Source organism: Amycolatopsis keratiniphila, from assembly GCF_000400635.2.
GTDB classification, from domain to species: Bacteria; Actinomycetota; Actinomycetes; order Mycobacteriales; family Pseudonocardiaceae; genus Amycolatopsis; species Amycolatopsis keratiniphila.
Map to the genome: position 1 here is coordinate 1,703,469 of NC_021252.1, position 26,050 is coordinate 1,729,518.

The window sequence follows — 26,050 nt, forward strand, 5'->3', positions numbered from 1 at the left end:
GTCAGACGGCGTGCAGAAAAGGGGCCTCCCGATCGCGGGCGGCCCTGCGGTCACGCCGTCTCAGGCGGTGCGCAGGCGGATGAAGTAGATCATGATCGACAGCCTAGCGAGGTCGGCGAAGCATCCCAACCGATTAACCGGTTGCCCGGTTTGCCGCGATCGGGACCCGCCGTTGGTAGGGACCTTCGCCGGAAGGCTTCCGCAGGTCACGGACGTGGATAGGGTTTCGGGGCTTTCACCTTTGGAGGGAAAGGGAGAAACCTTGAGACGTGTTCTCATCACCGCGCTGGCCGCGGCCACGCTCGCCTCGGTCGCGGTGACCGCGCCGGCCGGCGCGGCGGAGGCGGCACAGCCCGTCGAGTCGATCACCTGGGGAGCGTGCACCGACCCGACGTTGATCAACGCCGGCGCCGAATGCGGCTACCTGTCCGTTCCGCTGGACTATTCGAGGCCGCGCGGCGAGAAGATCCAGCTCGCGCTCAGCCGCGTCAAGCACAAGACGCCCGACGCGCAGTACCAGGGCGTCATGCTCACCAACCCCGGCGGTCCGGGTGGCTCCGGGCTGCTGCTCGCCACCCGCGGCACCCGCGTGCCGAACCGCGCCGGTGACGCCTACGACTGGGTCGGCTTCGACCCGCGCGGCGTCGGCTCCAGCAAGCCGGCGCTTTCGTGCATCCCCGACTACATGGACTACAACCGGCCGAACTACGTGCCGACCACGCGGCAGCTGGAGAAGACCTGGCTGCAGCGCTCGAAGTCCTACGCCGACGCGTGCGCGGAGAAGAACAGCCGCGCGCTGCTGGAGAACATCAAGACGACCGACACGGTCAAGGACATGGAAAGTATCCGCAAGGCGCTCCGCGTGGAGCAGCTGAACTTCTACGGGTACTCCTACGGCACCTACCTCGGCCAGGTCTACGGGACGCTGTTCCCGCAGCACGTCCGGCGGATGGTCCTCGATTCCACTGTGGACCCCCGCAACGTCTGGTACCAGGCGAACCTCAACCAGGACGTGGCCTTCGACGTCAACCTGAACATCTGGTTCGGCTGGGTCGCGCAGCACGACGGCGTCTATCACCTCGGCAAGACGCAGGCCGCGGTGAAGCAGGTCTTCAATGAACAACTGAAGAAGGTGGCCGCCGTCCCGGCCGGTGGTTTCATCGGGCCGGACGAACTCCTCGACGTCTTCCAGCAGGCGTCGTACTACCAGCTGCGGTGGACGCTGCTCGGCGACGCGCTCGCGAAGTTCGTCAACAAGGGCGACTGGCAGACGATGAAGGGCCTGTTCGAGGCCTTCGGCGGCCGCGGTGACGACAACGGGTACGCCGTCTACCTCGCCGTCCAGTGCACGGACGTGAAGTGGCCGCCGAGCTGGCAGCAGTGGAAGCGCGACAACTGGCGGACGTATGAAAAGGCGCCGTACTTCACCTGGCAGAACGCCTGGTTCAACGCGCCCTGCCTGTTCTGGCCGGCGAAACCCGGCAAGCCGGTCAAGGTCGACGGCTCGAAGGTGCCGAGCGTGCTGATGATCGGCGAGACGCTCGACGCGGCGACGCCGTACGAGGGCAGCCTCGAGGTGCGCAGCCGGTTCCCCGGCGCTCGCCTGATCGGTGAGCCGGGGGGTACGAGCCACGCCATCACCCCGCGCGGAAACGCTTGCGTCGACAACCGGATCGCCGATTACCTGGCGACCGGGGCGCTGCCCGACCGCAAGCCGGGGCGCACGGCCGACGTCGAATGCGCGCCGCTGCCGCTCCCGGTGCCGCCTCCGGCACCCGCTTCGGCCCCCGGCACGGCACTCTCCCGGGTCCCCGCCTAAAGGATGCGCGTGAAGGCCCCCTTCCCTCGGCTCAGCCGAGGGAAGGGGGCCTTCACGCGCTCCAAGCTTTCCGAGTCAGGGGACTTTGTGTTACAAAGTGCGAGTGAGCTTTGTAGCGCAGAGTGCTCGAAGGGGGAGAGTAATGGCGGACGCGTTCAGCCTCGAAGGGCTGGTCAAGCGCTTCGGTGACGTCCTGGCCGTCGAAGACGTCAGTGTGCGGGCCGCGCCAGGGGAGGTGGTGGCGCTGCTCGGGCCGAACGGTGCGGGCAAGTCGACCACCATCGACATGCTGCTGGGGCTGAGCAGGCCGGACTCCGGTCAGGTCCGGGTCGCCGGGCTCAGCGCCAGCGAGGCGATGGACCGGGGGATGATCGGCGCGATGGCGCAGAACGGGACGCTGCTGCGGGACGCCACGGTCGCCGAACTCGTCGGCCTGTTCGCGTCGCTGCACCGGAATCCGTTGCCGGTCCGCGAGGTGCTCAAGCGGGCGGGCGTCACCGAGTACGCGAACCGTCGCTGCGGCAAGCTTTCCGGCGGCGAGCAGCAGCGGGTCCGGTTCGCGCTCGCACTGGTCGGCGATCCGGATCTGCTGGTGCTCGACGAACCCACCGCGGCCATGGACGTCGACGGGCGGCGCCGGTTCTGGGCGTCGATGCGCGAGTACACCGAGACGGGCCGCACCGTCCTCTTCGCGACGCATTACCTCGCCGAGGCCGAGGATTACGCCGACCGCGTCGTGCTCATGCGGCACGGCCGGGTCGTCGCGGACGGTCCCGTCGGCGACGTGCGGGCCGCGGTCGCCGGGCGGGTGCTGCGCGCCGTCGTCCCGGACGCCACCCAAGCCGCGCTCGCCGCGCTGCCCGGGGTGTCGCGAGCCGTGTTGCGCGCCGGGCACGCGGAACTGAACTGTGCCGACTCCGATGCCGCGATCCGCGGCCTGCTGCGCGAGTTCCCGCTCGCCGCGAACATCGAAATCACCGCTGTGGGACTGGAAGAAGCCTTCATCGCGCTGACCGCCGATGAAGCTGAAGGAGCCTTGAGATGAACCCGGCCTACCTCGCGTTGGAGATCAAGCGCATCGTTCGCAGCCCGCAGTTCGCGTTGTTCACCATCGGTATGCCGCTGGCGATGTTCCTGTTGTTCGGCGGGATCTTCGGCGCCCGCGAGATCGCCCCTGGGATCTCGACCGCGACCGTGACCATGGTGAACATGGCCGCGTACGGCGCCATGACCGCCGCGCTGTTCACCGGCACCCGCGTCGCCACCGAACGCACCGACGGCTGGCAGCGCACCCTGCGGCTGACACCGTTGCGGGCGCCCGGTTACCTGATGGTCAAGGTGGCGGCCGGATTGTTCGTCGCCTTGCCCGTCCTGCTGGTGATCTTCGCGGCCGGGATGATCCGCGGCATCCGGCTCGAAACCGGCCAGTGGCTCACGATCTTCGGCACGCTGTGGCTCGGGACGCTGCCCTTCGCCGTACTGGGCCTGATGATCGGCCTGTTCGGCAAGGGCGACACCGTCCAGGCCGTGACCGGCGCGCTGATGCTGCCGCTGGGCATGTTCGGCGGATTGTGGATCCCGCTGCAGGTCCTGCCAGGCTGGATGAACACCGCCGGGCACCTCATGCCGACGTACTGGCTCGGCGAGATCGGCCGCGCGCCGGTGCTCGGTGGCTCGGGCCTGCTGACCGCCGCCGGAGTGCTCGCGGCGTGGCTGGTGGTGCCCGCGCTCGTGGTGATGGCGAGGTTCCGGCTCGACACGGCGAGGCTGTGAACCCGTGTTAGTTTTCCCAAGTGGTGGAGGATGAACGGGACGGCGACGAGCGGCCGATGACGCCCGAGGAGTCGCTCGCGCTCATCGCCACGCAGGCCGAGCGGACCCGGCGCGAGATCGGGCCGAATCCGGCCGTGCTGCTCGGCGTCTGGGGTCTGGTGTGGCTGTTCGGTTTCGGGCTGATCTACGTCTCCGCCCCGCCGACCGCCCTGATGCCGCTGTGGGTCGCCGCCGTGCTCACCGTCGTCGGTTTCGCCGGGGCCATGACGTACTCGGCGATCTACGGCATCCGGTCGAGCCGCGGCGTACACGGCCCGTCGCGGCTCGTCGGCGCGATGTACGGGTGGAGCTGGATGATCGCGTTCGGCGGGCTGACGGTGGTGAACACCGCGCTGATCCGGCTGGGCATCGACGCCGACCTGATCCCGTTGCTGTGGTCCGGGACCGCGCTCATGCTGACCGGCCTGATGTACCTCGCCGGCGGAATGCTGTGGCAGAGCAAATTGCAGTACGGCCTCGGCGTGTGGATCATCGCGTGCGGCGCGGCGAGCGTGCTGGCCGGGGGACCGTACAACTTCCTCGTGCTGAGCGTCGCGGGCGGCGGTGGCTTCCTGGTGGCGTCCCTGGTCTTCCTGGTACGGGCGCGATGAGCGAGGACGGGCTGCCCCAGCTCGATCCGGTGATCCACGCGCAGGCGCGGCTGCGGGTCACGGTGGCCCTGTCGAGCCTGGGGCCGGGGGACAGCATCACCTTCCCGCGGTTGCAGCAACTGCTGGACATGACCCCGGGCAACCTGTCGACGCATCTGCGCAAACTCGAGGACGCCGGCTACGTCGGGATCACCAAGGCCTTCGAGCATCGCACGCCGGTGACGCTGGTCGAGCTGACCACCCGGGGCCGGGCCGCGTTCGAGGAGTACACGAAGGCCCTGCACCGTCTTCTCGAGGTACCGGGCGATGGGCGGGCATGACCGGTGGGTCATCCACCTGGACATGGACGCGTTCTACGCCTCCTGTGAACAGCTGACCCGGCCGACCCTGGCGCACCGTCCGGTCCTGGTCGGCGGCGCGGGCCCGCGCGGCGTTGTCGCCGGGGCGAGTTACCAGGCGCGCGAACACGGGATCAAATCGGCGATGCCGATGTCGCAGGCCCGGCGGCTGCTGCCGCCGAACGGGGTCATCCTGCCGCCGCGGTTCAAACTGTACGAGCTGCTGAGCACCCGGGTGTTCGACCTCGTCGCCACGTACGCGCCCGTGCTGGAACGGATCTCCCTCGACGAGGCCTTCGCGGAACCGCCGTCGCTGGTCGGCGCGTCGTCGGAAGACGTGCGGGAGTTCGGCGCGCGCCTGCGGGAGCACATCCGCTCCGACATCGGCCTGGTCGCGTCGATCGGGGCGGCGTCGGGGAAACAGGTCGCGAAGGTCGCTTCGGATCTGGCGAAACCGGACGGGCTGCTCGTCGTCGACCAGGGCACCGAACGCGATTTCCTCGCCCCGCTGCCGACCAGGGTGCTGTGGGGGATCGGCCCGGTGGCGGAGGGGAAACTGCGGGCGATCGGCGTCCGGACGCTGGGGCAGCTGACCGCGCTCTCCGACGCCGACGCGGTGTCCACTCTGGGCAGTGTGGTCGGGCGGGACCTGCGGCGGCTGGCGACCGGCGTCGACGACCGGCCGGTGTCCGACCGTGCGGAGCTCAAGCAGGTCAGCGCGGAGACGACGTTCGACCGGGACCTGATCGACCTGCCGAGCCTGCGGCGCGAGGTCCGCGACCTCGCCGTGCACGCCCACCGGCGGCTCGTCAACGCCGGCCGGGTCGCGCGGACGGTGGTGGTCAAACTGCGGCACACCGATTTCAGCACGGTGACGCGTTCGGAGACGATGGCCTCGCCCACCGACGAATTCGACCAGCTCGCCGCGATGGCGGAACGGCTGCTGATCGACCCGACCGAATTCGGCGGGGTGCGGCTGGCCGGTGTCGCGTTGTCCGGGCTTTCGGTGCCGCATCAGGATCCGCTCTTCACGCTTTCCGTGCCGGCCCCGGACGTGCCGGTGGTCGAGCGGGCGCCCGCGCCGGTACCCGTGGTCGCGTCGAGCTGGCGGCCCGGCGACGACGTCGTGCACGACGAGTTCGGCACCGGTTGGGTGCAGGGCGCCGGGCACGGCCGGGTCACCGTCCGGTTCGAGACGCGATCCAGCGGGCCTGGGGTCGCGCGGACCTTCACGCAGGAGGATCCGGCGTTGCGACGGGGAGAACCCGGCGACTGCCTGGCCTGAGGGCCCCGTGATCAGACGGCGAACTCGCGTGATTGAGCAGCGAACTCGCGTGATTGAAGAGCGATCACGGTGTGCGGCCCCTGATCACGCGAGATACGCGTCTGATCACGCGAAATTCGAGCTGGTCACCTTCACCTCACGCGGGCAGTTACGCGGCGACGCCGAAAGCGACCAGGCTTGACGCTGTCCAGTGACCGCGCGTAAGGCAGGATGGAGGAGACTGTCACCCGATCGAGGGAATCGATGTTCAGCTCCCGCGTCCGTCAAGCCACCGCCCTCCTCGGCGCCGCCGTCCTGCTCGCCGCGTGCAGCGGCACCCCTGAGCAGCGGCAACCGCCCGCCGCACCCCCGGCGCCGCAGGCGAGCCAGGCGCCGGACGGGTCGTTCACCGTGGTCGCCACCGGTGACGTGCTGATCCACCCCGCGCTGACCGAGCAGGCGAAGGAGGACGGTGGCGGCAAGATCGACTACCGGCCGCTACTGGCCGGGATCAAGCCGCTGATCTCCGGGGCCGACCTCGGCATCTGCCACCTCGAGACCCCGCTCGCGCCGAAAGGCGGGCCGTACAGCGGCTACCCGTCCTTCAGCGCGCCGCCCGAAATCGTCGACGCGCTCAAGGACACCGGATACGACAACTGCTCGACGGCGTCGAACCACACGATCGACCAAGGTGTGGACGGCGCGACCCGCACGCTCGACAAACTCGACGAGGCGGGGATCAAGCACACCGGTTCGGCGCGTTCGGCCGAAGAGGCGAAAAAGCCGCTGATCGTCGACGTCAACGGTGTCAAGGTCGCGCAGATCTCCTTCTCCTACGGGTTCAACGGGATCAAGGTGCCCGCGGGCAAACCCTGGCTCGTCAACCAGATCGACGCCGAAGACGTGATCGCCCAGGCCAAGGCCGCGCGGAAGGCGGGCGCCCAGGTCGTCCTCGCGAGCCTGCACTGGGGCACCGAATACCAGCACGACCCGACCGCCGAACAGCGCACGCTGGCGAAGAAACTCCTCGGTGACGACTCGATCGACCTGATCATCGGCCACCACGCGCACGTCGTGCAGCCCTTCGAGCAGATCAACGGCAAGTGGGTCGCCTACGGTCTCGGCAACAGCGTCGCCCGGCATTCGGAACCGAAGGGCTCGACCGAACAGGGCGCCGCGGCGCGGTTCCGGTTCGTGCGGGACGGCGAACGCTGGAAGGTCGACAAGGCCGAATACGTTCCGACGCTGGTCCAGCTCGGCCCGCCGATCCGGCTGCTCGACCTGACCGCGGGACCGGCCGGGAACGCCGGCGCGGAAGCGCTCAAGGCCACCGACGAGGTCGTCCTCAGCCGTGGCGCCGCGGACAAGGGCCTGACCCGTCCCGGTCGCTGAGCTGAGTGTCTATCGGTGAACCCGCGTCCGCGATCGACGTCGGCAGGACGCTGCCTGGCCATGCACCTCACGATGGCGGATCAGGCGTCCTGCCACCGCGATAGCGGGGCCTTCGGCCGTGGCGGGTTCACGCGTTCAGGCCCTTTTCGAAGTGTGTCTTCAGCTCCGCCGACAAGCTCTGAGGGGACAGGGGTGGGCTCTTCCCCGCCCACCCCTGCCTTACCGCGCCCGCCTTCAATAACGTCGCCGCACCACCAGTTTCGCGAGGGCCGCGAGCTCGGCGCCTGGGCGGGGCACCGGGTTCGAGACGGCGAGATGGTGCAGCGCGCCGGTCAGGAGCGCGTCGGCCTGCTCCTGGCTCCACGTCCGGCCGCCCGCCCGGTCCACCAGCTCCGCCGCGTGGGGCAACTCCGCGGCGTCGAGGCTTTCCTTGCGGTACAAGGCATCCAGCTCTCGCCCGGCGTCCGTCCCCGAGTGGAGCGCGGCCACCACCGGCAGGGACTTCTTCCGGTTGGAAAGATCCGAGTGGACCGGTTTCCCGGTCACCGCCGGATCACCCCAGATCCCGAGGAGATCGTCGATGTGCTGGAACGCCAGCCCGAGTGCCCTCCCGTACTCGGTCAGCCGGTCGATCTGATCCTGCCTCCCTTCTCCGGCCAGCGCCCCGAGCGTGCACGACGCCCCGAGCAACGCGCCGGTCTTCCCCTCGGCCATGCGAACGCATTCGGCGGTGTCGACGTCACCGCGTTCTTCGAACTTCAGATCCGCGCTCTGCCCTTCCAGCAGGTCGATCACGGCCGTGCTGAGCACCCGCAACGCGGTCTGCCCGAACGGGGCCAGCACCTCGAAGGCCCGGCACAGCAGGGCGTCCCCGGCGAGGATCGCCGCGCCGGTGCCGAAAACGGTCCAGGCCGTCGGCCGGTGCCGCCGCGTGGTGTCGGAGTCCATCACGTCGTCGTGCAGCAGGGAGAAGTTGTGCACCATCTCCACCGCGACGCCCACCGGGACGGCGATCTCGGCGTCCCCGCCGACCGCTTGAGCCGACAACAACGCCAATGCGGGCCGCAAGGCCTTCCCACTGTCCGAAGTGGACGGACGGCCGTGTTCGTCCCACCAGCCGAAGTGGTAGCCGGCGATGAGCCGCATCGACTCGGGCAATCCGTCGACGGCTTCACGCAGTGCCGGATCGAGCAGATTCCGGCTCCAGGTCAGTACCTCACCGGCGGGCCGGGCGCCGGTATGGGTCTCGATGGTCGTCAACGGACTCCCTTTCATTCGACCCGGTGAGCCGCGATTTTTCGCAATTCGCGGATACCCATTCGAGTGGGGTGGGCGCAAAATCAACATAGCAAGGGGTAATGCCGGGTCAAACAGCTCGATCGGGTCTACGGAGAGGTTCACCTGTTTGCCGGATTGGGCCGGATGCGCGGTGCCGGGCGGCCGATCGGGTGCCGTCACCGCACGAAATGCCGGTACGGGGCGTGGGTGGTGACGTCTCGTGGTGGCCGCTCACTCGGTCGTGAAGCCGCGCTCTCCGACCGGTGACGGGCCTTTCCGGCGCGTGTCGGAAATGGTTTCGAGTCGTGGGAAATTGGGCCGAGCCGGTGATGATCGACTGGCGTCGGTCCGCCGCAGGTATGAATTGATTCAACCGGTCTTTTCCGTTCGGCGAAGCGTGAACTAGTTTCAGCAGTCTCCGCCTGGAAGGACTCGAATGGGCATTTACCTGACCGGCATCGCCTGGGTCGTCGGCGCGGCGGCCCTCGCGGGTCTCGTCGGCTACCTCGTCCGCAAATTCGGCTGGGACGAAGGACGGCCCGACAACAACGACGCCGCCGGCCAGGTGTTCACCATCGTCGGCGGGCTGCACGCCGTCCTGGTCGCGTTCATCCTGATCTCCCTCTTCGACTCCGCGAGCGCGGCGCGCGAGGGCTCGTACCACGAGGCGGACAGCCTGGTCGCCGCCGTCTGGGCCGCCGACTCGCTGGGGACCGAGGTCAAGGACGAGGTGCGGAAGCTGAGCACCGAGTACATGACCACGGTCGAGCAGAAGGAATGGCCGCTGATGGCCGGGGGCGAGACGACCCTTCCGGACACCGGCTGGACGCTGCTCGACCGGTTGCGCAAGGCGGTGGACAAGGCCCCGACGGACGACGACTGGCTCCGCGAGCGCAAGACCGAGGCGAACACGCAGCTCTGGCAGGTCTACGAGGCCCGGCAGGAGCGGCTCAACGCGGTCGTGGGCGGCCGGGTCGGCGGCGTCGTGTGGTTCGCGCTCATTCTCGGCAGCCTGATCTCGGCACTGCTGCCCAACCTGTTCGGCGGTACCCGGCTGGCCGCGCATCTGGTGATCGTGTCCACCCTGGCCGGCACGGTCACGTTGCTGCTGTTCGCGATCTACCAGCTGCAGAACCCGTTCGGCGGTGGGGTGCGGATCCCGCCGGACGCGTTCTCCGCCGCGCTGGCGAGGATCTCTTGAGCCGGTGAGCACAGTGGACCGGATGACCCGGGGGGCGGCGACGGTGGCCGTCGCCGGGCTGGTGGGGGCGTCGGCGCTCCTGGCGCCGATGGCCGCGCGAGCCGCCGAGTCCTGCCTGGCGGTGCAGGCGGAAACCGGGTCGTACGGGAAGTCGAAGCTGCGCTGGCTCGACGTCGGCTCGGGTACGACGTCACGGGTGACCGAGCCGGGCTACCGGCTCAACGCGCTCGGCTACTCCGCGACACGGAATCTGGTCTTCGGCGTCGCCGAAGGACTCAGCCGGGGCGCGCACGCGGTGACGATCGACCGGGAGGGGAAGACCCAGGATCTCGGCCCGATCACCCGCGCCGGGAACCGGCTGCCGCTGTGGAGCCCCGTCGCGGGCGTGACCGCCGGCGCGATCGGCGGGAATTCCTGGTACCTGCTCAGGAACGGCACACTGTACACAGTGGACTTGACGCCGGGGGAGCGGTATCTGCGGGTGATCGGGACGGTGTTCCTGCGGCCGATCACACTCGCCCACGACGTCAACGATTTCGCGTACCACAACGGATTGCTGTACGGGGTCTCCACCACCTGGCGCGGAAAGGGCGCCGTGATCACCATCGACCCGGAGACCGGCAAGGTCCGTGAGGCCGAAGACGCGCGTTTCCCGCCCGCCGACGTCTACGGCTCGGTCGTGCTGGGCCGCGACGGTGCCCTGTACGCCACGGCGAACCGGATCGGCGGGCGCAGCGTGCTCTACCGGCTGGACCGGAGTGGGCAGGTGACCGTGGTGCTCTCGGGACCGCCGCTGGCGGGTTCGGACGCCGCGGGCTGCCTCACCGCGCCCGAGCCGCCCAAACCTGAACCACCCAACCCTGAACCGCCCAAACCCGAGCCGCCGAAGCCGACGCCGACACCTACGCCGACATCTTCTCCTTCCCCCACACCTACTTCCAGTTCCTCGCCGCCGTCACCCAGTCCGTCTTCTTCGCCGAGCCCTACGCCGTCGTCGAGCCCGGCGCCCAGGTCCGCTCCCCAGGTGATGCCGCAGCCGCCGGTTTCCGCGCCGAGGCCCTCTCGTTCGGTGGCGCCCAGGGAACGGAAGGAAGCGGCGGAGGAGGTCGACCCACACGCCCGTACGAAGGAGAAACGGCGCTGGGGATTGACCGCGCTGGTCCTGATCCTCGGCGGTGGCGCGGCGGCCGGTGCCGTCCGGCGGGCCCGGTGAGTCAGTACTTGAACTGGTCCACGTTCTCACGCGTGATCAGGAGCGGGTCGCCCAGCAGCAGGGTCTTCGTGTCTTCCTCGTACTTGATCGCGGGGAGTTCGAGGTTGACCTTGTTCGACGGGCCGGGCTGTTTGCCCTCGGCGACCTGCTTGCCCGCCCAGGCGGTGAGGTAGCCGAGCGATTCGACATTCCACAGCACCGAAAGCGACGCGGAACCGTCCAGCAGGTACGGCTTGATCGCCTGCGGTGTCCCGACGCCGACGGTGAAGACGCGGCCGATCTTCTGCTGCGAGCGGACCGCTTCGGCGACGCCGGGCGCGGACGTCGTGCATTCGCCGACCAGGCCGGTGAGGTCCGGGTACTTGGTCATCAGCTGTTTGGCCAGCGCGGTGGCGTTGTCCTTGTCCTCGCCGGCGTAGACCGTCTCGACGAGCTGCGCATGGGGGTACGCCGTAGCGGTATAGGCACGCTGAACGGCGATCCACGCGTTGAGGTTCTCGGCGGTCTCGCCACAGGAGACGATCGCGTACTTGCCCGCGTTCCCCATCTTCTTCATCAGCGCGTCGGTGAGCGCCTTGCCGATGCCTTCCGGGGTCGCCTGATTGACGAAGAGTTCGCGATCGGTGCCGGGCGCGTCGGTGTCCGAAGTGATCACGTGGACACCCTTGGCCCGCGCGTCGGTGATCGCGGGCGCGATCGCCCTGGGGTCGTTCGGCGCGATCGCGATGACGTCCACCTGCTGGTCGACGAGCCCACGGACGATCGAGACCTGCGCCGCGGGGTCCACCGTGGCCGGACCGGTCGAGCTCCATTCGACACCGAGCTGCTTGGCCGCGGCCTGCCCGCCCGTGTTCATCGCCTCGAAGTACGGGATGCCGGCGACCTTCGGCACGAACGCGATCCGGATCGGCCTGGCCGCCATGCCCGCCGGTTCTTCGCCGTCACAGCCCGCCAGCCCGAACACCATGCCCAAAGCGAGCACAGTGGCAACGACGAGCGTCTTCGTCGGCCCTCGCATCTCCACCCCATAGTCACGGAACCATCTGAACCAGCCGATCGGTCTACGCGCGGTGGAGACCTCCGGCGAAACTAGGGCTCCTGGTTACCCCGGTCAACCGGATGAGCGCAAAGGGTTACGGAAGTGAGTTCATCGACCTGGGACGATTACCCAGTCGGCCTACGGGGGTGACGGTGAGCGACGACTCATCGCGCGTTTTATACGGGCGGGGGGTATGGTCTCGCGTATGGATGACGCAAGGCATGGAGCAAGCTGGTCGATGGCGGTGTCGGCGACCCTGCACTGCCTCACCGGCTGTGCGATCGGTGAGGTCCTCGGCATGGTCATCGGTACGGCGCTCGGCTTCGGCAACCTGGCGACGATCGTCCTCGCGGTGGCGCTCGCCTTCGTCTTCGGCTACGCGCTGACCATGCGCGGCGTGCTGAAGTCGGGGCTGCCGTTCGGCGCCGCGCTCAAGGTGGCGCTGGCCGCGGACACCGTGTCGATCGCGGTCATGGAGATCGTCGACAACGCGGTCATGCTGGTGGTGCCGGGCGCCATGGACGCCGGGCTCGGAAGCCTGCTGTTCTGGGGTGCGCTGGCGTTCTCGCTGGCCGTCGCGTTCGTGCTGACGGTGCCGGTGAACAAGTGGATGATCGGGCGGGGGCTGGGGCACGCGAAGGTCCACGCGCACCACGGTGGTCACTGAGCGAGCTTCAGGGTCTTCGCGGCAAGGAGGGTTATTGAGAGGTGAGTTGAACATGGCGTGATGGGGTTGGTGGCGAGAGCATGCTCACCACGGAGACCTGGCGCGCTCTCGACTGTCCACAAGGGACACATTCAGAGGCAAAATGCCCGATTTGGTCACTTTGTGCAGGGGTCGTGAGTGATTTGGGTGGTTCTAACCCTCATTATCACTCACGACCCCGTTCGGAAGCGGACATAAAGGTGCAACCGGATGCCCGATCGGCGCGATATGTCCCTTGTGGACGCTCGGGATCAGGCCTGTCGGCATCGCCAGTCCAGGGTCAGACGCTCGACAGATCGATGGCCCGGTCGATCTCCCGCGGCATCAGCACCCGCAGAATCCCCTCCAGCAGGTAGTAGTCGCCGTACGGCAACGAAACCTCGACGCCGTCCTCGGCCCGCCGGTTGCGCGTGCCCCGCGCCATGATCGCCTCGGCCCGCGTGGATTTCGCGGTCAGGCACGTGTCGCACAGCGCGGTGAGGATCCGGATCGCCGCTTCGCGGTACTGCGGCCGGTTCGCCACCTTCGCCAAGTCAAGCAGCCCGCACGCCATCACGGCGCCGGCGGAGGAGTCCTTGATGTCGTAGGGCGCCTGCGGTGCGAGGTAATCCCACACCGGCAGGTTGTCCGGAGTCAGCGCGTGCAGCGCGAAGTCGGCCATGCGTTGCGCGGTCCGCAGGAACAACGGTTCCCCGGAGCGCCGGTACATCGTGGTGAACCCGTAGATCCCCCAGGCCTGGCCGCGCGACCAGCACGACGTCGGGCTGTAACCCTGCACGGTTTCCGGCCCGATCTCGGCGCCGGTGTCCGGGTCGAAGTCGAACACGTGCGGGGTCGAGCCGTCCGGGCGCACGAAGACCCGTTCGGTGGTCTTCGCGTGCGAGACGGCGATGTCGAGGTACTTCCGGTCGCCGGTCTGTTTGCTCGCGAAGGTCAGCAGGTCCAGGTTCATCATCGTGTCGACGATGACGCGGCCCGCGTTGCCCGGGGTGCCGAGCGCGCCCCATGCCCGGATGAACCGCCCCTTTTCGTTGTAGCGCTGGATGAGCGACGCGGCGGCGTTGAGCGCGCCGGCGCGCCACTTCTCGTCGCCGGTCAGCCGCCAGCCGGTCACCCACGACGGGTAGAAGAGGAATCCGAGGTCGTGGTCCCGTGTCTCGTATTGCCGCGGCGCGAGCTTTTCCGCCGACGCCATGGCGAGCGTGCGGAATCGCGCATCACCGCTGTAGATCGAGGCGAGCCACAATGTGCCCGGCCAGAATCCGCCGATCCAGCCGCCGTTCTGCGAATAGGTCCATTTCTCGAATCGGGTGATCTCCGGAAAGGCCGTCACGCCGGGGGCGACGGCGCGCAGTTTGGTCACCGCGTAATCGGCCGTTCGGCGGAAAGTCCGCAGTTCCCCGGCCGCACTGGCGGCCGGGGTGATCGTCGTCGTCGCCGCGACGGCGGCACCGGCGGCGGTGGTCAAGAGGGTTCGCCGGGAAACGCTCACCATGCCCGCCAATCGTCAGTGGGAAATGCGTGACGGGAGTTTCGCACGACGATTACGGGCTTGTGAAGAGCGTTCATGGTTGTGAATAAATGCGTCACTCAGCGGGACGGATGTTCGCGTTGTGATGGAACACGTTGTCCGGGTCGTACACCGCCTTGATGGCGGCCAGCCGGGCGTATTTCTCCGCGCCGAACGCCGTGCGCACGCGGTCTTCGTCGTATTCGTTCATGAAGTTCAGGTAGCCGCCGTAGTTGTTGGAATGCGGCAGGAGTTCTTCCCACAGCGCACGCGCCCAGGCGCGGTCGGCGGCCAGGAGTTCCGGTGTCGGGGCGGTCGCCGCGAGGCCGATGACGAACCCGGGCGTCCGCGGCCCGCCGAACGCGGTCGCGTCGTCGGGCACCGTCGAGAAGGTGTCCTGCAACGGCACGATCGGCATGACGGTCGTCGGCGACGCCTTGTCCGGCAGGCGCGCGGCGATCACGTCGATGACCTTTTCGGACAGTGAGGAGACGTAAAGCGACTTCTCGTAGGCGAGGATGCCCCGTGGCGCGGTCGGGTCGAGCAGTTTCTGCAGTTCCGCGTACGGCATCGGGGTGACGAGCTCGAACGCCGCGGGCAGCCCGTCCCGGATCCGCTCGACGATCCGGGCGTGCCGCTCGGGGCCGTCGAAGCCGGCGACGACCAGCGCGAGCCCCGGCGCGAGGTGGTGCTCCGGCGGGACGAACGGCGCGGGCGGCGCGGTGATCCCGACGAGCATCGAACCGGTGCCCGGCGGCAGCGTCGCGGTCACGTCCTTCGCGAAGCGCAGTGCTTGGGGCGCGTCGTGCAGTGTCCAGAAGAACAGCCCGACCTCGGCGAGGCCGACCCGGTGCAGCCGGAACTCGAATTCCGTGACCACGCCGAAGTTCCCGCCACCGCCACGCAAGGCCCAGAACAGATCCGGATGCTCCGCCTCCGACGCCCGCAGGATCCGGCCGTCGGCCGTCACGACCTCCGCCGAAAGCAGATTGTCGATCGTGAGCCCGTGTTTCGCCGTCAGCCAGCCGAAGCCGCCTCCGAGGGTGAGCCCGCCGACGCCGGTGTCGCTCACCGTGCCGCCCACCGTCGCGAGCCCGTACCGCTGCGTCGTTTCGTCGACGTCGGCCCAGACGGCGCCGCCTCCGACCACCGCGGTGCGGGCGCCGGGATCGACGGTGATCCGGCGCAGCCCGCCGAGGTCGATCACCAGACCGTCGTCGGCCACGGCGGAGCCGCTGAAACTGTGCCCGCCGCCGCGCACCGTGATCTCGAGGCCCTTTTCGCGGCCGAAGGCCAGCGCGGTGACGACGTCTTCGCGGGTGGCGCATTCGGCGACCACCGCCGGGCGCCGGTCGATGTCGCCGTTCCACACGGCGCGGGCGGCGTCGTAACCGGGATCGGCGGCGGTGATCACCGTGCCGGAGAGCTTCTCGCGCAACGTGGTCGTTTCGGGCGGATTCATGGGACCCCCTCAGGTCGTGGCTACCGCCAGTCTCGATGGCGGACGCCCCGGCCCCAGGTCCGCACGAGCGGCGGAAAGGGCGGACAAAAGGGCGAAGGCCCGGCGTTATGGGGTACGCCGGGCCTTCGCGATCAGGAGTGCGTCAGCACTTGGGTGCCACCGGCAGGTCCGAGCCGGTCTGCAGGTAGGTGTCGGAGATGTAGTGCCCCGGGCCGATCCGGTCCCAGATGTTGCTGGTGCCGAACTTGCCGGTGACGGTCTCGCCCTCGACGTAGCATTCGATGTTGACCTTCGCGTAGTTCGCCGCGAGGCCCTTGATCGCCGCCGAGGTGCTCGCCGACGCGCGGACGTTCATCGGGTCGCCCGCCGTGCTGACGACGCCGGTCGGGCCGGAGCCGGTCCACAGGTAGGAGACGTTGACCCAGCCGTTGTCGGTCATCTTCAGGCCGTCCCAGAAGGTGCCGTCCGCGAGGTCGATGCCCGCCGGGTTGGCCACCTTGCGGCCGAACTCGTCCTTGCCGCCGTTGTAGCCGTCCTGGTACGCGGCCTGCGCCTCGGGCTTGCCCTGCGGCAGGTTCTTCCACATCTGGCGGGTGGCCGACGGGTTCCAGTAGTCGTCCTTGGTGTTCCACGGGCCGACGTCCCACACCGGCGCGTATTCGCAGCGGCTGTTGTCGGTGCGGCAGATGCGGACGGTGTAGTTGCCGGTGTTCTTCGGCGCCAGGCCGCGGCCCGAGGGGAGCGCGACGAAGTGGTCGCGGGACTTGATCACGTGCCCGTTGGCGGTGGTGCCGCCGACGAGGCCTTCGCGGGTGCCGTAGACCTTGTACGTCAGCGGGGCCGCGGCCGCGCCGATCGCGTTGACCTGCGGGGCGAGCTCACCCAGGAGGGTGACGTCGCTGACCTTCGCGGTCACGCCGTCGTGCACCGTGCGCAGTCCGACGCGGACCTGGACCGTGGAGACCGAAGCGGACAGCTGGGTGCCGCCGTCGGCGGGCGTCCACTCCGTCCAGTCCTGCGAGTTGAGCTTGCCGCGGACGTCGACCTCGACCTCGGTGCCCTTCGGCGCGTCGGCGGTCACCTGGGCGGTGACCCGGTTGACCGGCTTCCCGAGCTTCTGCTCGGCCAGCAGCAGGTAACCCTGGCTGCCGATGGAGTCGGGTTTTCTGTGCCAGGCGGCGTTTTCCAGGCTGAGCACACCGCCGTCGCTGCGGACGTTGACGTCATCTCCGTCCACAGTGGACAGGTCGGCGCGCCAGCTTCCTTCGGGCGCGGCGTTCGCGGGGCTGGCGGCGAGCGCGGTGACCGCCCCCATGGCCAGCACGGCCGCCATCACCCGGCGGGCCTTCACGGTCCGGACCATTCCGGTCTCCCTTCGAGCACTCTCGGTTGCTACGAAGGGAGCTTCGCCGGGGCCTGTACACGATCGATACAAACGCAAGTCGGCACCTGATCGCGGTGCGTGAACACCGCGATCAGGTGCCGAAAGGTGAGAAGGTCAGGCGCTCGCGGAGTCGTTGTAGGACGCTTCGGCCGACTCCTGAAGGCGTGAAGCGAGCGCGGATTCCTGCGGCCGGGCGGAGAGTTCCCGCCACAACGCCAGCGCGCGTTCCGAATAGGTCCGCGACCGCTCGGGCTGGCTCAGCGCCTCGTGCAGTTCCCCGAGCAACTGCGACACCTCGGCCTCGGACCGGCGGTCCCCGTTGCGCCGGTGCACGCTCAGCGAATTCACCAGCAGCAGTTGCGCGTGCGCCAGGTCGCCGCTGTGCAGGTACAGCTCACCGAGATTCTGGTTCGCGTAGCCGACGCAGTGGTCGTCGCCGAGTTCGTTGAAGAGGACGATGGCGCGGTCGACCCATTCCCGCGCGCCCGCGAGGTCGCCCTGATGCTGGCGCAGCATCGCGAGCCGCTTCAACGCGTGCGCCTCCCGATGCCGGTCGCCGATCCGGGCGGACTGCTCGAGCGCCTCGGTGAACCAGCGTTCCGCTTCGTCGAACCGGCGCCGCGCCAGCCACACCGCACCGATCGCGATCCGCGCGAGGGCCTCGCCGTGCGGATCGCCTGCCGCCGAGAACTGGTCGAGCGCCGCGTGGCAGTGCTCCAGCGCGACGGTGTCCTCGCCCTTGATCCGCAGCACGGTGCCGAGCCCGGCCAGCGCGATCGCCGCGCCCTGCGCGTCGCCGACCTTGTCGAACAGCAGTTGCGACTGCTCGAACGCGACCAGCGCTTCGGCGTAACTGTCCTGGTACAGCTGGATCTGCCCGAGGTTGCGCTGGATGATCGCCTCGCCGCGGACCTCGCCGGACCGCCGGGCGGCGGCCAGCGCGACGGCGTGCGTGTGCAGCCAGTCGTCCTGGTGGCCGCGCTGGTCGAAGTACGGCGCCAGCGCGGCGGCGAGCCGCCAGGCCAGCGCATCGAAGCCGAGGTCGGCGGCCAGCGAGACCGCGGCGACACAGGTGTGCCGCTCGGCGGCGAACCACGCGGCCGGATCCTCGATCAGCCGCCCGGTTCCCCGCGGGAGGGCGGGCTGGGCCGCGGTGTCGTCCCGGTACAGGCCGAAGAAGTGGATCGGCAACCGGTCCGCGGCCTCGATCGCGAGCGCGAGATAGCCCTCCAGCACCCGTTTCGTGGCGTCGTGCGCCTTCGACGGCACGTCCTGCGCGCGGAGTTCGAGCGCGTAACACCGCAACAGGTCGTGCAAGCGGTACCGGGGCTCGCCGGTGGTGTCCGAGCCGCCGAGTTCGACCAGATGGGCGTCCACCAGCACGTCAAGGACGTCGTCGCCGTGCTCGCGGCCGAGCAGGGCCGCCACCACCCAGCCGGGGAACTGCACCGAACCGAGGCCGCCGAGGCCGCGGAACGCGGTCGCCGCCGACATGGGCAGCAGGTCGTAGCTGAGGGTGACACTCGCCCGTACGGCGAGATCGCCGACGCGGAGTTCGTCCAATCTTCGTCTTTCGTCCCGCAGCCGGTCCGCCAGTACGCGCAACGTCCAGCCCGGCCGGTGCGTCAGCTTCGCCCCGGCGACCCGGATCGCCAGCGGCAGATAGCCGCAGTGGCGCAGGATCGCGGTCGCGCATTCCGGCTCCGCGGCGACCCGCTCGGCGCCGACGATGCCTTCGAGCAGCGCCGCGGCCTCGTCTTCGGGAAGGAGCTCGATGTCGACCGGGGTGGCCCCGGCCAGATCCGGCATCCGGATCCGGCTGGTGATCAGCACCGCGCACGAACCCGCGCCGGGCAGCAGCGGCCGGACCTGCGCCGCGCTGCCGGCGTCGTCGAGGACCACGCACATCCGCATGGTCGACAGCCGGGACCGCAGCAGTGCCGCGCGTTCGGGGAGATCGCGCGGCAGCCCCGCGTCCGGAACGCCCAGCGCGCGGAGCAGTTCGGCGAGCACGGTCATCGGGGGCCGGGGCGAGGACGACGTCCCGGCGAGGTCGACGTGCAGCTGACCGTCCGGGAAATCGTCGCGGACCGCGTGTGCCACCCGGATCGCGACGGAGGATTTGCCGATCCCCGGTGCCCCCGAAAGCACCGCGATCGCCGGCTTCCCCTGCTCGCGGCGTTCACGGAAAAGGCCGACGAGCTCGCCGACCACGTCGTCGCGGCCGGTGAAGTCCGGCAGGTCCAGCGGCAGCTGGCAGACCGGCGCCATCGGCCGGGTGAGGGCGGCGGCCACCGCGTCCTGGGTCGCGGACGGCGTGATCACCAGCGAGGCCCGCAGCTCCCTCAGCCGCGGGCCCGGCTCGGTGCCGAGCTCCTCGGCCAGCACCTTCTCGGCCGCTTCGTAGGCCTCGATCGCGTCGGCCGTGCGGCCGTCGGCCCGCAGCGCGAGGATCAGCTGCTGCCAGAGCTCCTCGCGCAGGGGATGCTCGGTGACCAGGCCGCGCAGTTCGGCGACGGCCTCGGCGGTCCGGCCGAGTTCGATCCGCGCCCGCAGCCGCTGTTCCTGCACCGCCAGCCGCAGTTCCGACAGCCGCGCCACGGTCGCGCCCCAGCCGTGGTCGTGGGGGAGACCCTCGAGTACTTCCCCGCGCCACAGCGCTTCGGCTTGATCCAGCAGGTCGAGAGCGGATCCGGCGTCACCCCGGCCGAGCGCGTCCTGCGCGCGGGCGGCCAATGCGCCGAACCGGATGTGGTCGATCTCCTCCGGCGTGGCCTTGAGGATGTAGCCGGACGCCCGGCTCCCGATGCGTTCCCCGAGCGCGGGGTCGTGGTCGGCGAGGCGTTTGCGGAGTGAATGGACGTAGGTACGGATGTTCGCGGCCGCCGACCGGGGCGCCGACGACGGCCACAGGACCTCGATCAGCAGCTCGGTGGAGACGACGACGTTGGGCTGGAGCAGGAGAGCGGCCAGCAGCAGACGTGGTTTGGGGCCGCCGAGCGGCACCACCTGCCCGTCCACCGCCACTTCGAGCGGACCGAGAACGCGAAACCCGAGAATAGTCACCTAAACCGCCAATACGGCAGGAGCCCCATATCCGCCGATAATATTGCCGTCCCGCCATGGTTGGCTAGATCCATTCGCATGCATGTGCAGACACCGGGTCGGCGTTTGTACGTGATGTGTACGACGCCGGTCGACCCTGCGGTCATGAAGCGTTCAAGTGTCCGGCGGCTCGCCGGTTTCTTTCTCGTGCTGGTGACGGCGGGCGCCTTGGGCCTCGCCGGAGCCACTCCCGCGATGGCCGCGGCCACCGGGACGGTGAAGACGGCGGGTGATCCGCTGAACGTCCGCCGCGCCCCCAGCACCTCCTCGACCGCGGTGCGCACGGTGGCCAACGGCGCCACGGTGACCATCGACTGCCAGACGACCGGGACCTCGGTCGCCGGCCCGCTGGGCACGACGACGTTGTGGGACTACGTTCCCGCGCTGGGCGGCTACATCTCCGACAGCTACGTCTACACCGGCTCGGACCAGCGGATCGCGCCCGACTGCGGAGTCGGTTCCGGCAGCGCCGAATGTTCGACCGGCGTCTGCGCGGGTGAGGGGCAGTTCCGTTCATCGGACGCTCATTTCCTCGTCTACGACAAGGACGCCGACGGCAAGTCCGCCGTGGTCGCCTACTGGCTGAAGGGCGGCGCCGGCCCGTTCTACGTCTGGGCTTCCGGCGGCAACGGCACCCACGTCGACAAGGCCGTGCCGGTCGCGAAGGGATCGTGGGTCTATTACAAGGTCTGCGTCGCCAACGCCGCCGCCAATCCGACGCTCGAAGCCTGTAGTGGCGGCATCACCGATTACGCCGCGTGAAATCCCTCCCCGTTCTTTCCCCACTTCGAAAGGTTGAATTTTCATGGGCCAGGTGAATCGGCGCGCGGTACTCCTCGGCGGTGCCGCGGCGGTTTCGGCGGCGGCGTTGTCGTCGACGGTGCCTTCGTGGGCGAACGCGAGAACGCTGGCGGCGGCGCCCGCCATCCACGACCCGTTCCAGCTCGGCGTCGCCTCGGGTGACCCGCTGCCGGACAGCGTCGTGCTGTGGACGCGGCTCGCGCCCGCCCCGCTGAACCCCGACGGTTTCGGCGGGATGCCGGACGCTTCGTACACAGTGGACTGGGAGATCGCGAACGACCAGGCGTTCTCCTCGATCGTGCAGCGGGGTACCGCGACCGCGGCCCGCGCCTCCGGGCACAGCGTGCACATCGAACCGGTCGGACTCGAGCCGGGACGCGAATACTTCTACCGGTTCAAGACCAGTGGCTACCTTTCGCCGGTCGGCCGGACCAGGACCGCTCCCGCCGCCGGTGCCGCGGTGAACCAGCTGAAGTACTGCTTCTCCTCCTGCCAGCACTGGGAGGAGGGCTGGTACCACTCGTACAAGGGCATGCTCGCCGACAACCCGGAACTGGTGCTGTTCCTGGGCGACTACATGTACGAGCGGAAGTCCGGCCGCGCCGCCGCCGAGCTGAACCCGCGCAGGCTGGCTTTCACCGAGGACGTCACGACCCTCGCCCAGTACCGCGCCCGGCACGCCCAGCACAAGACCGACGCCGACCTGCAGAACGCGCACGCGATGGCGCCGTGGCTCGTGGTCTTCGACGACCACGAGGTGATGAACAACTGGAACGGCACCACCAGCCCGGCGACGGACGCGCGCAAGGCCGCCGGTTTCCAGGCGTTCTACGAGAACATGCCGATCCGGTCGACCGCCAAGCCGAGCGGCGCGTCGATCCGCCTGTACCGCCAGTTCACGTGGGGGAACCTCGCGCGGTTCCACATGCTCGACACCCGTCAGTACCGCAGCGCGCAGGTGCCCGACCCGTCCGGTTCGGCGGGACCGGCGTGCACGGACATGCGGTCGACGTCGCGCAGCATCCTGGGCACCACGCAGGAAGCGTGGCTGCTGAAGGCGCTGGAGACCCACCCGGCGAAGTGGGACTTCCTCGGCCAGCAGGTCTTCTTCGCCACCCGTGACGGCGACGGCAACAAGGCGACGTGCGAGAGCCCCGACTCCTGGCAGGGTTACGAGGCCTCGCGCGACCGGATCGCGAAGGGCATCGTGGACCGCAAGGTGCCGAACCCGATCGTGCTGACCGGCGACGTCCACCGGCATTGGGCGGCCGATCTGCGCCGCGACTACTTCAACCACAGCGACCCGGTGTTCGGTTCGGAACTCGTCACGACCTCGGTGACGAGCAACAGCGACACCGCGACCGACCCGTCGTCGACGTGGCTTTCGAACAACCCGCACATCAAGTACTGCCGGGGAAAGCGCGGCTATGTCCGGGTGACGGCGTCGCAAACGCAGATGCGGGCGGATTTCATGACGGTTTCGGACACCAGCGAGTACGACTTCTCGAAGGTGACCTTGGCCGCGGACCGCTCGTACGTCGTCGAGGCGGGGAAGCCGGGGCTGCAGCGGGCCTAGTGCGGGCTGAAAGCGTCCTTCGCCTCGTCTCACGCGGTGAAGGGCGCTTTCCTCGCATCAGATGCGGTGAAGGACGCTTTCAGCCCACGGCACCCTGGTCAGGAGAGCAGGTCCACCAGCGCGTCACCGCGAGGAGTCCGGACCACCAGGACGACCTGGCCCTCGCGGTGCCGCTGGATCAACCCCGCCGAAACGAGCTGTTCGCAGTGGTAGGTCGCGGTGCTCGCGGCGCACGACAGCAGATTCGCGATCTCGCCCATCCGGGCGGGTTTTCCCAGATGTCGCAACAGTTTCGCGCGGTGGGCGCCGACCACCAGGTCGAGCCCGTCGACACCGGGGGCCGGTTCGGTCTTGCCGCCGTCGAGCAGGCCGTCGAGCCCTGGCAGCGGGTAGCCGATCCAGATGGCGTCCTCTTCGTCGAAGTTGGACACCACCGAGCGGCTGCCCGCGAGCATCGGGACGAGGATCAGCTTGCGGCCACGCGTGGTGTACCGCGCCGGTTCCGCGTCGGGCAGCAGGAGACACCCGTTGCTGAACCGGAAATGCGGCCGCAGCAGGCCGAGCACCGCGTCCGTCCCGCCGCGGACGGAGGCGACGCCGATACGTTCGATCTCGCGGTCGAGCAGGGGACGGGCCTTGGTCCAGAGGTTTTCGGTCGCCAGCCTGGTCGCGGTGAAGGCGTCCGCGAGCGAGGCGACCCAGCGTCTCGGCTGGTCGGCGGCCTGCCGCCACTGCGCGGGCAACCGGTCGCCGAAGACCTCTTCCAGGCCTTTCAGGACGTCGGCTTCCGGCAGTTCGCGCAGCATCTCCGCCTGTGCGGCGGCGGAAGAGTCCTCGCCCGGGCTGATCGGGACGATGAAATCCGGCTGCACCGAGGTGCCGCGGCGGGCGAGCGCGCCCGCCGCACGGTATCCCTGCTCGGGGATCGCCGAGCCCACCTGACGCCGCCAGGGGGCGGGCAGGCCGCGGTCGTACCCGCCGACGACCTCGACGAGCATCGAAACCAGTGAGATGTGCGGTGAAACCGTCACACCGACCGGGATCGTGCTGGTGTCACCGAGTTCGAGCCGGGTATAAGAAGCCGGGGGCGGCGTCTCGCGCATCCGGTCGTCCCTCCTGGGAGTGGGCTTCGCAGCACGCGATGTTAGCGCCTCCGGTCAATACCCGGCATCCGCCCGGAAAACGACCGAAGGACGCTTTCCCCAGGTCGGAAGCGGGGAAGGCGTCCTTCGGCCGGTGCGGCGACCTCAGCGGACCAGTTGCTCATTCATGATGAGGAACGCGCCGAGACCGTGGAAATCGTTGGTGTTGCGTTTACGCGCGTAGTAATACGCCGTGTCGCCGACGTTGGTGCCTTCGGAAATGTTCGCGATATCGGTCAATCCTTCGGGATTGGTCGAAACCTGGGACAGCACCCCGCGGTGTCCCTTCGCGGCCACAGGGCCGTACTCCGGGCCGACGTAGCCGCGTTGCACCGCGCGGGAGAGCAGGAAGGTGTACATCGCCGAAGCCGACGTCTCCAGCCAGTTGTCCTTGTCGCCGCCCCGGTCGACGACCTGGAACCAGCGGCCCGAAGCCCGGTCCTGCCAGCGCGTGTAGCCGGCCGCGAGGAATTTGACCACCTCCACGAGACGACGCCGTCGCGGATGGTCGCGCGGGAGGATTTCGAGAAGGTCGATCGCCGTCATCCCGAGCCAGCCGATCGCCCGCCCCCAGTGGTACTTCGAATGCCGTCCGGCGCCCGAAGCCCACGGTTCCGAGCCGTCCTCGTCATAGGCGTGGTAGAGCAGGCCCTTGGCGGGCTCCTTGAGATGGTCGAAGTAGACGCTGACATTCTTCGCGGCCTCTTCGTAGCAGTAGGCGGCATCGCCGAAGGTCTTGCCGTACAGGGCGAGGAACGGCTGCGCCATGTACACGCCGTCCGCCCACAGCTGCCCGACCCGGCTCGTGGCGTGGAACATCCCGCCGTCGGACGTCCGGGGATAGGACGGGAACCTGGCGCGCAGCTGGTCCGCCGCGGTCTTGTACTTCGCCTGCCCGGTTTCGGTGTACAGCAAGGGGAACATCTGCCCGGAGCGCATCGCGTCGAGATTGGTGAACCCGTTGGAAATGCCGCTGTCGGTGACGAAGCGGTCGTACCAGGCGAGGATGTAGTCGAGGTAGGACTTCTCGCCGGTGCGCCGGTACACCAGGTACTGGCCGTAGAGGTAGAGACCGCGGGTGTAGCCCCAGCCGCCGAGCGTGGCCGGCGTGTGGCGCTTCATCGTCGAGTCGACGACCGCGCGCGACCAGTCCACCGGAGCCGCGGTGGCCACGCCGGGCAGGGTGAGCGCGCCGAGGGCGCCCGCGGTTCCCGCCAGCACGGTGCGCCGCGAAAGTCGTGCCGCGCCAAGAGGATCCGGTGCCATTCGAAGTCCTTCCTGCGCCGGGGAAACCGGGGGAATGAGTGGCCGGGATGCCGATCCGCCGTCCGTCGCCATCCCGGCCGAACAACGTCTACCCGCGTGTTCGGCGGCGAGTCAAGAGAGATCCGATCTCTTACGTCATATATCAGATACGCCACCCGAATGGGCGCTCCCGGTCCCCGGGACGGTCCCGCTGGGCGGCACTTTCCTTCCGCTCGCCTACGATCGGTGCGTGAACGAGCTGACCTTCCGCGGGCGCCGCGTCGCCCGGGACCGCGCCCTGGTCATGGCCATCGTCAACCGGACCCCCGATTCGTTCTACGACAAGGGCGCGACCTTCTCGGACCCGGACGCGCTCGCGGCCGTCGACAGGGTGGTGGCCGAAGGGGCCGACATCGTGGACATCGGCGGGGTCAAGGCGGGCCCCGGCGCGGACGTCGACGTCGAGGAAGAGATCCGACGGGTGGTCCCGTTCGTCGAGCGGATCCGCGAACTGCATCCCGACCTGGTGATCAGCGTCGACACCTGGCGCCATGAGGTCGGCAGGCGGGCGGCGGAGGCAGGCGCGGACCTGATCAACGACACCTGGGCGGGAGCCGATCCGAAACTGGCCGAGGTCGCCGCGGAATTCGGCACCGGCTACGTGTGCTCGCACACCGGGAACGCCGTCCCGCGTACCCGCCCGTTCCGGGTGCGGTACCCGGACATCGTCGCGGACGTCGTCGCGGAGACGACGGCCCACGCCGAAGCCGTCGTGGCGCTCGGCGTCCCGCGTGAAGGGGTGCTGATCGACCCGACGCACGACTTCGGCAAGAACACCTGGCACAGCCTGGCGCTCCTGCGGCACGCGCGGGAACTCGCGGACACCGGCTGGCCCGTGCTGATGGCACTGTCCAATAAGGACTTCGTCGGGGAGACGCTCGGCGTGGAACTCGCGGAGCGCGTCGACGGCACCCTCGCCGCGACGGCCTGGGCCGTGGCCGAAGGCGCGAAGGTGTTCCGGGTGCACGAAGTCCGGCGCACCCGGCAGGTGCTGGAGATGGTCGCGTCGATCCAGGGGACCCGGCCGCCCGCACGCGCGATCCGAGGACTCGCCTAGCCGTCCGTCGGTCGTCAGCGCGATTCGGTCTGGAG

General features: G+C 69.1%; 21 protein-coding genes. 13 read left to right on the forward strand and 8 right to left on the reverse strand.

Annotated features, from left to right (window positions below; all coding sequences use genetic code 11):
• Positions 1–262: 262 nt before the first annotated feature.
• The 7 genes from AORI_RS49040 (at position 263) to AORI_RS49070 (ending at position 7,236) form a co-directional block, all read left to right on the forward strand.
• Complete coding sequence (locus tag AORI_RS49040; protein WP_016332000.1) at positions 263–1,819, forward strand: alpha/beta hydrolase; 1,557 nt, start codon at positions 263–265, stop codon at positions 1,817–1,819.
• Between the two features lie 142 nt (positions 1,820–1,961).
• Positions 1,962–2,864, forward strand: coding sequence for an ABC transporter ATP-binding protein (locus AORI_RS49045; RefSeq protein WP_016332001.1), 903 nt, complete (start codon positions 1,962–1,964; stop codon positions 2,862–2,864).
• On the forward strand, positions 2,861–3,592 hold the full coding sequence (locus AORI_RS49050; protein ID WP_016332002.1) for an ABC transporter permease: 732 nt from the start codon (positions 2,861–2,863) through the stop codon (positions 3,590–3,592). Before AORI_RS49045 ends, AORI_RS49050 begins: the two co-directional genes overlap by 4 nt.
• Positions 3,593–3,612: 20 nt before the next feature.
• Positions 3,613–4,242, forward strand: a complete 630-nt coding sequence (locus AORI_RS49055; protein ID WP_016332003.1) for a hypothetical protein — start codon at positions 3,613–3,615, stop codon at positions 4,240–4,242.
• Positions 4,239–4,562 carry a transcriptional regulator gene (locus AORI_RS49060; RefSeq protein WP_016332004.1) on the forward strand — a complete coding sequence of 108 codons (324 nt, stop codon included), beginning with the start codon at positions 4,239–4,241 and terminating at the stop codon, positions 4,560–4,562. The genes AORI_RS49055 and AORI_RS49060 overlap by 4 nt, the downstream gene beginning before the upstream one ends.
• Entirely contained in the window at positions 4,549–5,865 is a 1,317-nt protein-coding gene (locus tag AORI_RS49065; protein WP_016332005.1) for a DNA polymerase IV, read from the forward strand. Before AORI_RS49060 ends, AORI_RS49065 begins: the two co-directional genes overlap by 14 nt.
• 243 nt (positions 5,866–6,108) lie before the next feature.
• Positions 6,109–7,236, forward strand: coding sequence for a CapA family protein (locus AORI_RS49070; protein ID WP_016332006.1), 1,128 nt, complete (start codon positions 6,109–6,111; stop codon positions 7,234–7,236).
• Positions 7,237–7,470: 234 nt separating this feature from the next.
• Here AORI_RS49070 and AORI_RS49075 read toward each other — a convergent pair whose 3' ends face one another.
• On the reverse strand, positions 7,471–8,496 hold the full coding sequence (locus AORI_RS49075) for a family 2 encapsulin nanocompartment cargo protein polyprenyl transferase (protein ID WP_016332007.1): 1,026 nt from the start codon (positions 8,494–8,496) through the stop codon (positions 7,471–7,473).
• Between the two features lie 454 nt (positions 8,497–8,950).
• On the opposite strand from AORI_RS49075, the gene AORI_RS49080 reads away from it, so the two are divergent.
• Complete coding sequence (locus AORI_RS49080; RefSeq protein ID WP_016332008.1) at positions 8,951–9,715, forward strand: bestrophin-like domain; 765 nt, start codon at positions 8,951–8,953, stop codon at positions 9,713–9,715.
• Positions 9,716–9,737: 22 nt separating this feature from the next.
• Positions 9,738–10,928, forward strand: a complete 1,191-nt coding sequence (locus AORI_RS49085; RefSeq protein WP_043847956.1) for a DUF6923 family protein — start codon at positions 9,738–9,740, stop codon at positions 10,926–10,928.
• A 1-nt stretch (position 10,929) separates the two neighbouring features.
• On the opposite strand, the gene AORI_RS49090 is transcribed toward AORI_RS49085, so the two are convergent.
• Positions 10,930–11,946 (reverse strand): autoinducer 2 ABC transporter substrate-binding protein, encoded by a 1,017-nt coding sequence (locus tag AORI_RS49090; RefSeq protein WP_200870964.1) that lies wholly within the window; start codon positions 11,944–11,946, stop codon positions 10,930–10,932.
• A gap of 259 nt (positions 11,947–12,205) precedes the next feature.
• Between AORI_RS49090 and AORI_RS49095 the strand changes: the two genes are divergently transcribed.
• Positions 12,206–12,634 carry a DUF4396 domain-containing protein gene (locus tag AORI_RS49095; RefSeq protein ID WP_016332011.1) on the forward strand — a complete coding sequence of 143 codons (429 nt, stop codon included), beginning with the start codon at positions 12,206–12,208 and terminating at the stop codon, positions 12,632–12,634.
• A 319-nt stretch (positions 12,635–12,953) separates the two neighbouring features.
• Here the strand turns inward: AORI_RS49095 and AORI_RS49100 are convergent, their stop codons facing one another.
• The 4 genes from AORI_RS49100 to AORI_RS49115 form a co-directional block, all read right to left on the reverse strand.
• A complete protein-coding gene (locus tag AORI_RS49100; RefSeq protein ID WP_043848621.1) occupies positions 12,954–14,165 on the reverse strand; it encodes a glycoside hydrolase family 88 protein in 1,212 nt (403 codons plus the stop codon).
• Positions 14,166–14,259: 94 nt separating this feature from the next.
• Positions 14,260–15,645, reverse strand: coding sequence for an FAD-binding oxidoreductase (locus AORI_RS49105; protein ID WP_016332013.1), 1,386 nt, complete (start codon positions 15,643–15,645; stop codon positions 14,260–14,262).
• A gap of 142 nt (positions 15,646–15,787) precedes the next feature.
• Positions 15,788–17,008 (reverse strand): hypothetical protein, encoded by a 1,221-nt coding sequence (locus AORI_RS49110; RefSeq protein ID WP_016332014.1) that lies wholly within the window; start codon positions 17,006–17,008, stop codon positions 15,788–15,790.
• A 135-nt stretch (positions 17,009–17,143) separates the two neighbouring features.
• Entirely contained in the window at positions 17,144–20,095 is a 2,952-nt protein-coding gene (locus AORI_RS49115) for a BTAD domain-containing putative transcriptional regulator (RefSeq protein WP_123798318.1), read from the reverse strand.
• Positions 20,096–20,239: 144 nt separating this feature from the next.
• On the opposite strand from AORI_RS49115, the gene AORI_RS49120 reads away from it, so the two are divergent.
• Both AORI_RS49120 and AORI_RS49125 read left to right on the forward strand, forming a co-directional pair.
• Complete coding sequence (locus tag AORI_RS49120) at positions 20,240–20,896, forward strand: SH3 domain-containing protein (protein ID WP_016332016.1); 657 nt, start codon at positions 20,240–20,242, stop codon at positions 20,894–20,896.
• Positions 20,897–20,939: 43 nt separating this feature from the next.
• A complete protein-coding gene (locus tag AORI_RS49125; RefSeq protein ID WP_016332017.1) occupies positions 20,940–22,511 on the forward strand; it encodes an alkaline phosphatase D family protein in 1,572 nt (523 codons plus the stop codon).
• Positions 22,512–22,609: 98 nt separating this feature from the next.
• On the opposite strand, the gene AORI_RS49130 is transcribed toward AORI_RS49125, so the two are convergent.
• Both AORI_RS49130 and AORI_RS49135 read right to left on the reverse strand, forming a co-directional pair.
• Positions 22,610–23,614: a winged helix-turn-helix domain-containing protein gene (locus AORI_RS49130; protein ID WP_016332018.1), complete on the reverse strand. Its 1,005-nt coding sequence runs from the start codon at positions 23,612–23,614 to the stop codon at positions 22,610–22,612.
• A gap of 144 nt (positions 23,615–23,758) precedes the next feature.
• Positions 23,759–24,919 (reverse strand): glycoside hydrolase family 88/105 protein, encoded by a 1,161-nt coding sequence (locus AORI_RS49135; protein ID WP_016332019.1) that lies wholly within the window; start codon positions 24,917–24,919, stop codon positions 23,759–23,761.
• A gap of 229 nt (positions 24,920–25,148) precedes the next feature.
• Between AORI_RS49135 and folP the strand changes: the two genes are divergently transcribed.
• Complete coding sequence (folP, locus tag AORI_RS49140) at positions 25,149–26,015, forward strand: dihydropteroate synthase (protein ID WP_016332020.1); 867 nt, start codon at positions 25,149–25,151, stop codon at positions 26,013–26,015.
• Positions 26,016–26,050 lie beyond the last annotated feature (35 nt).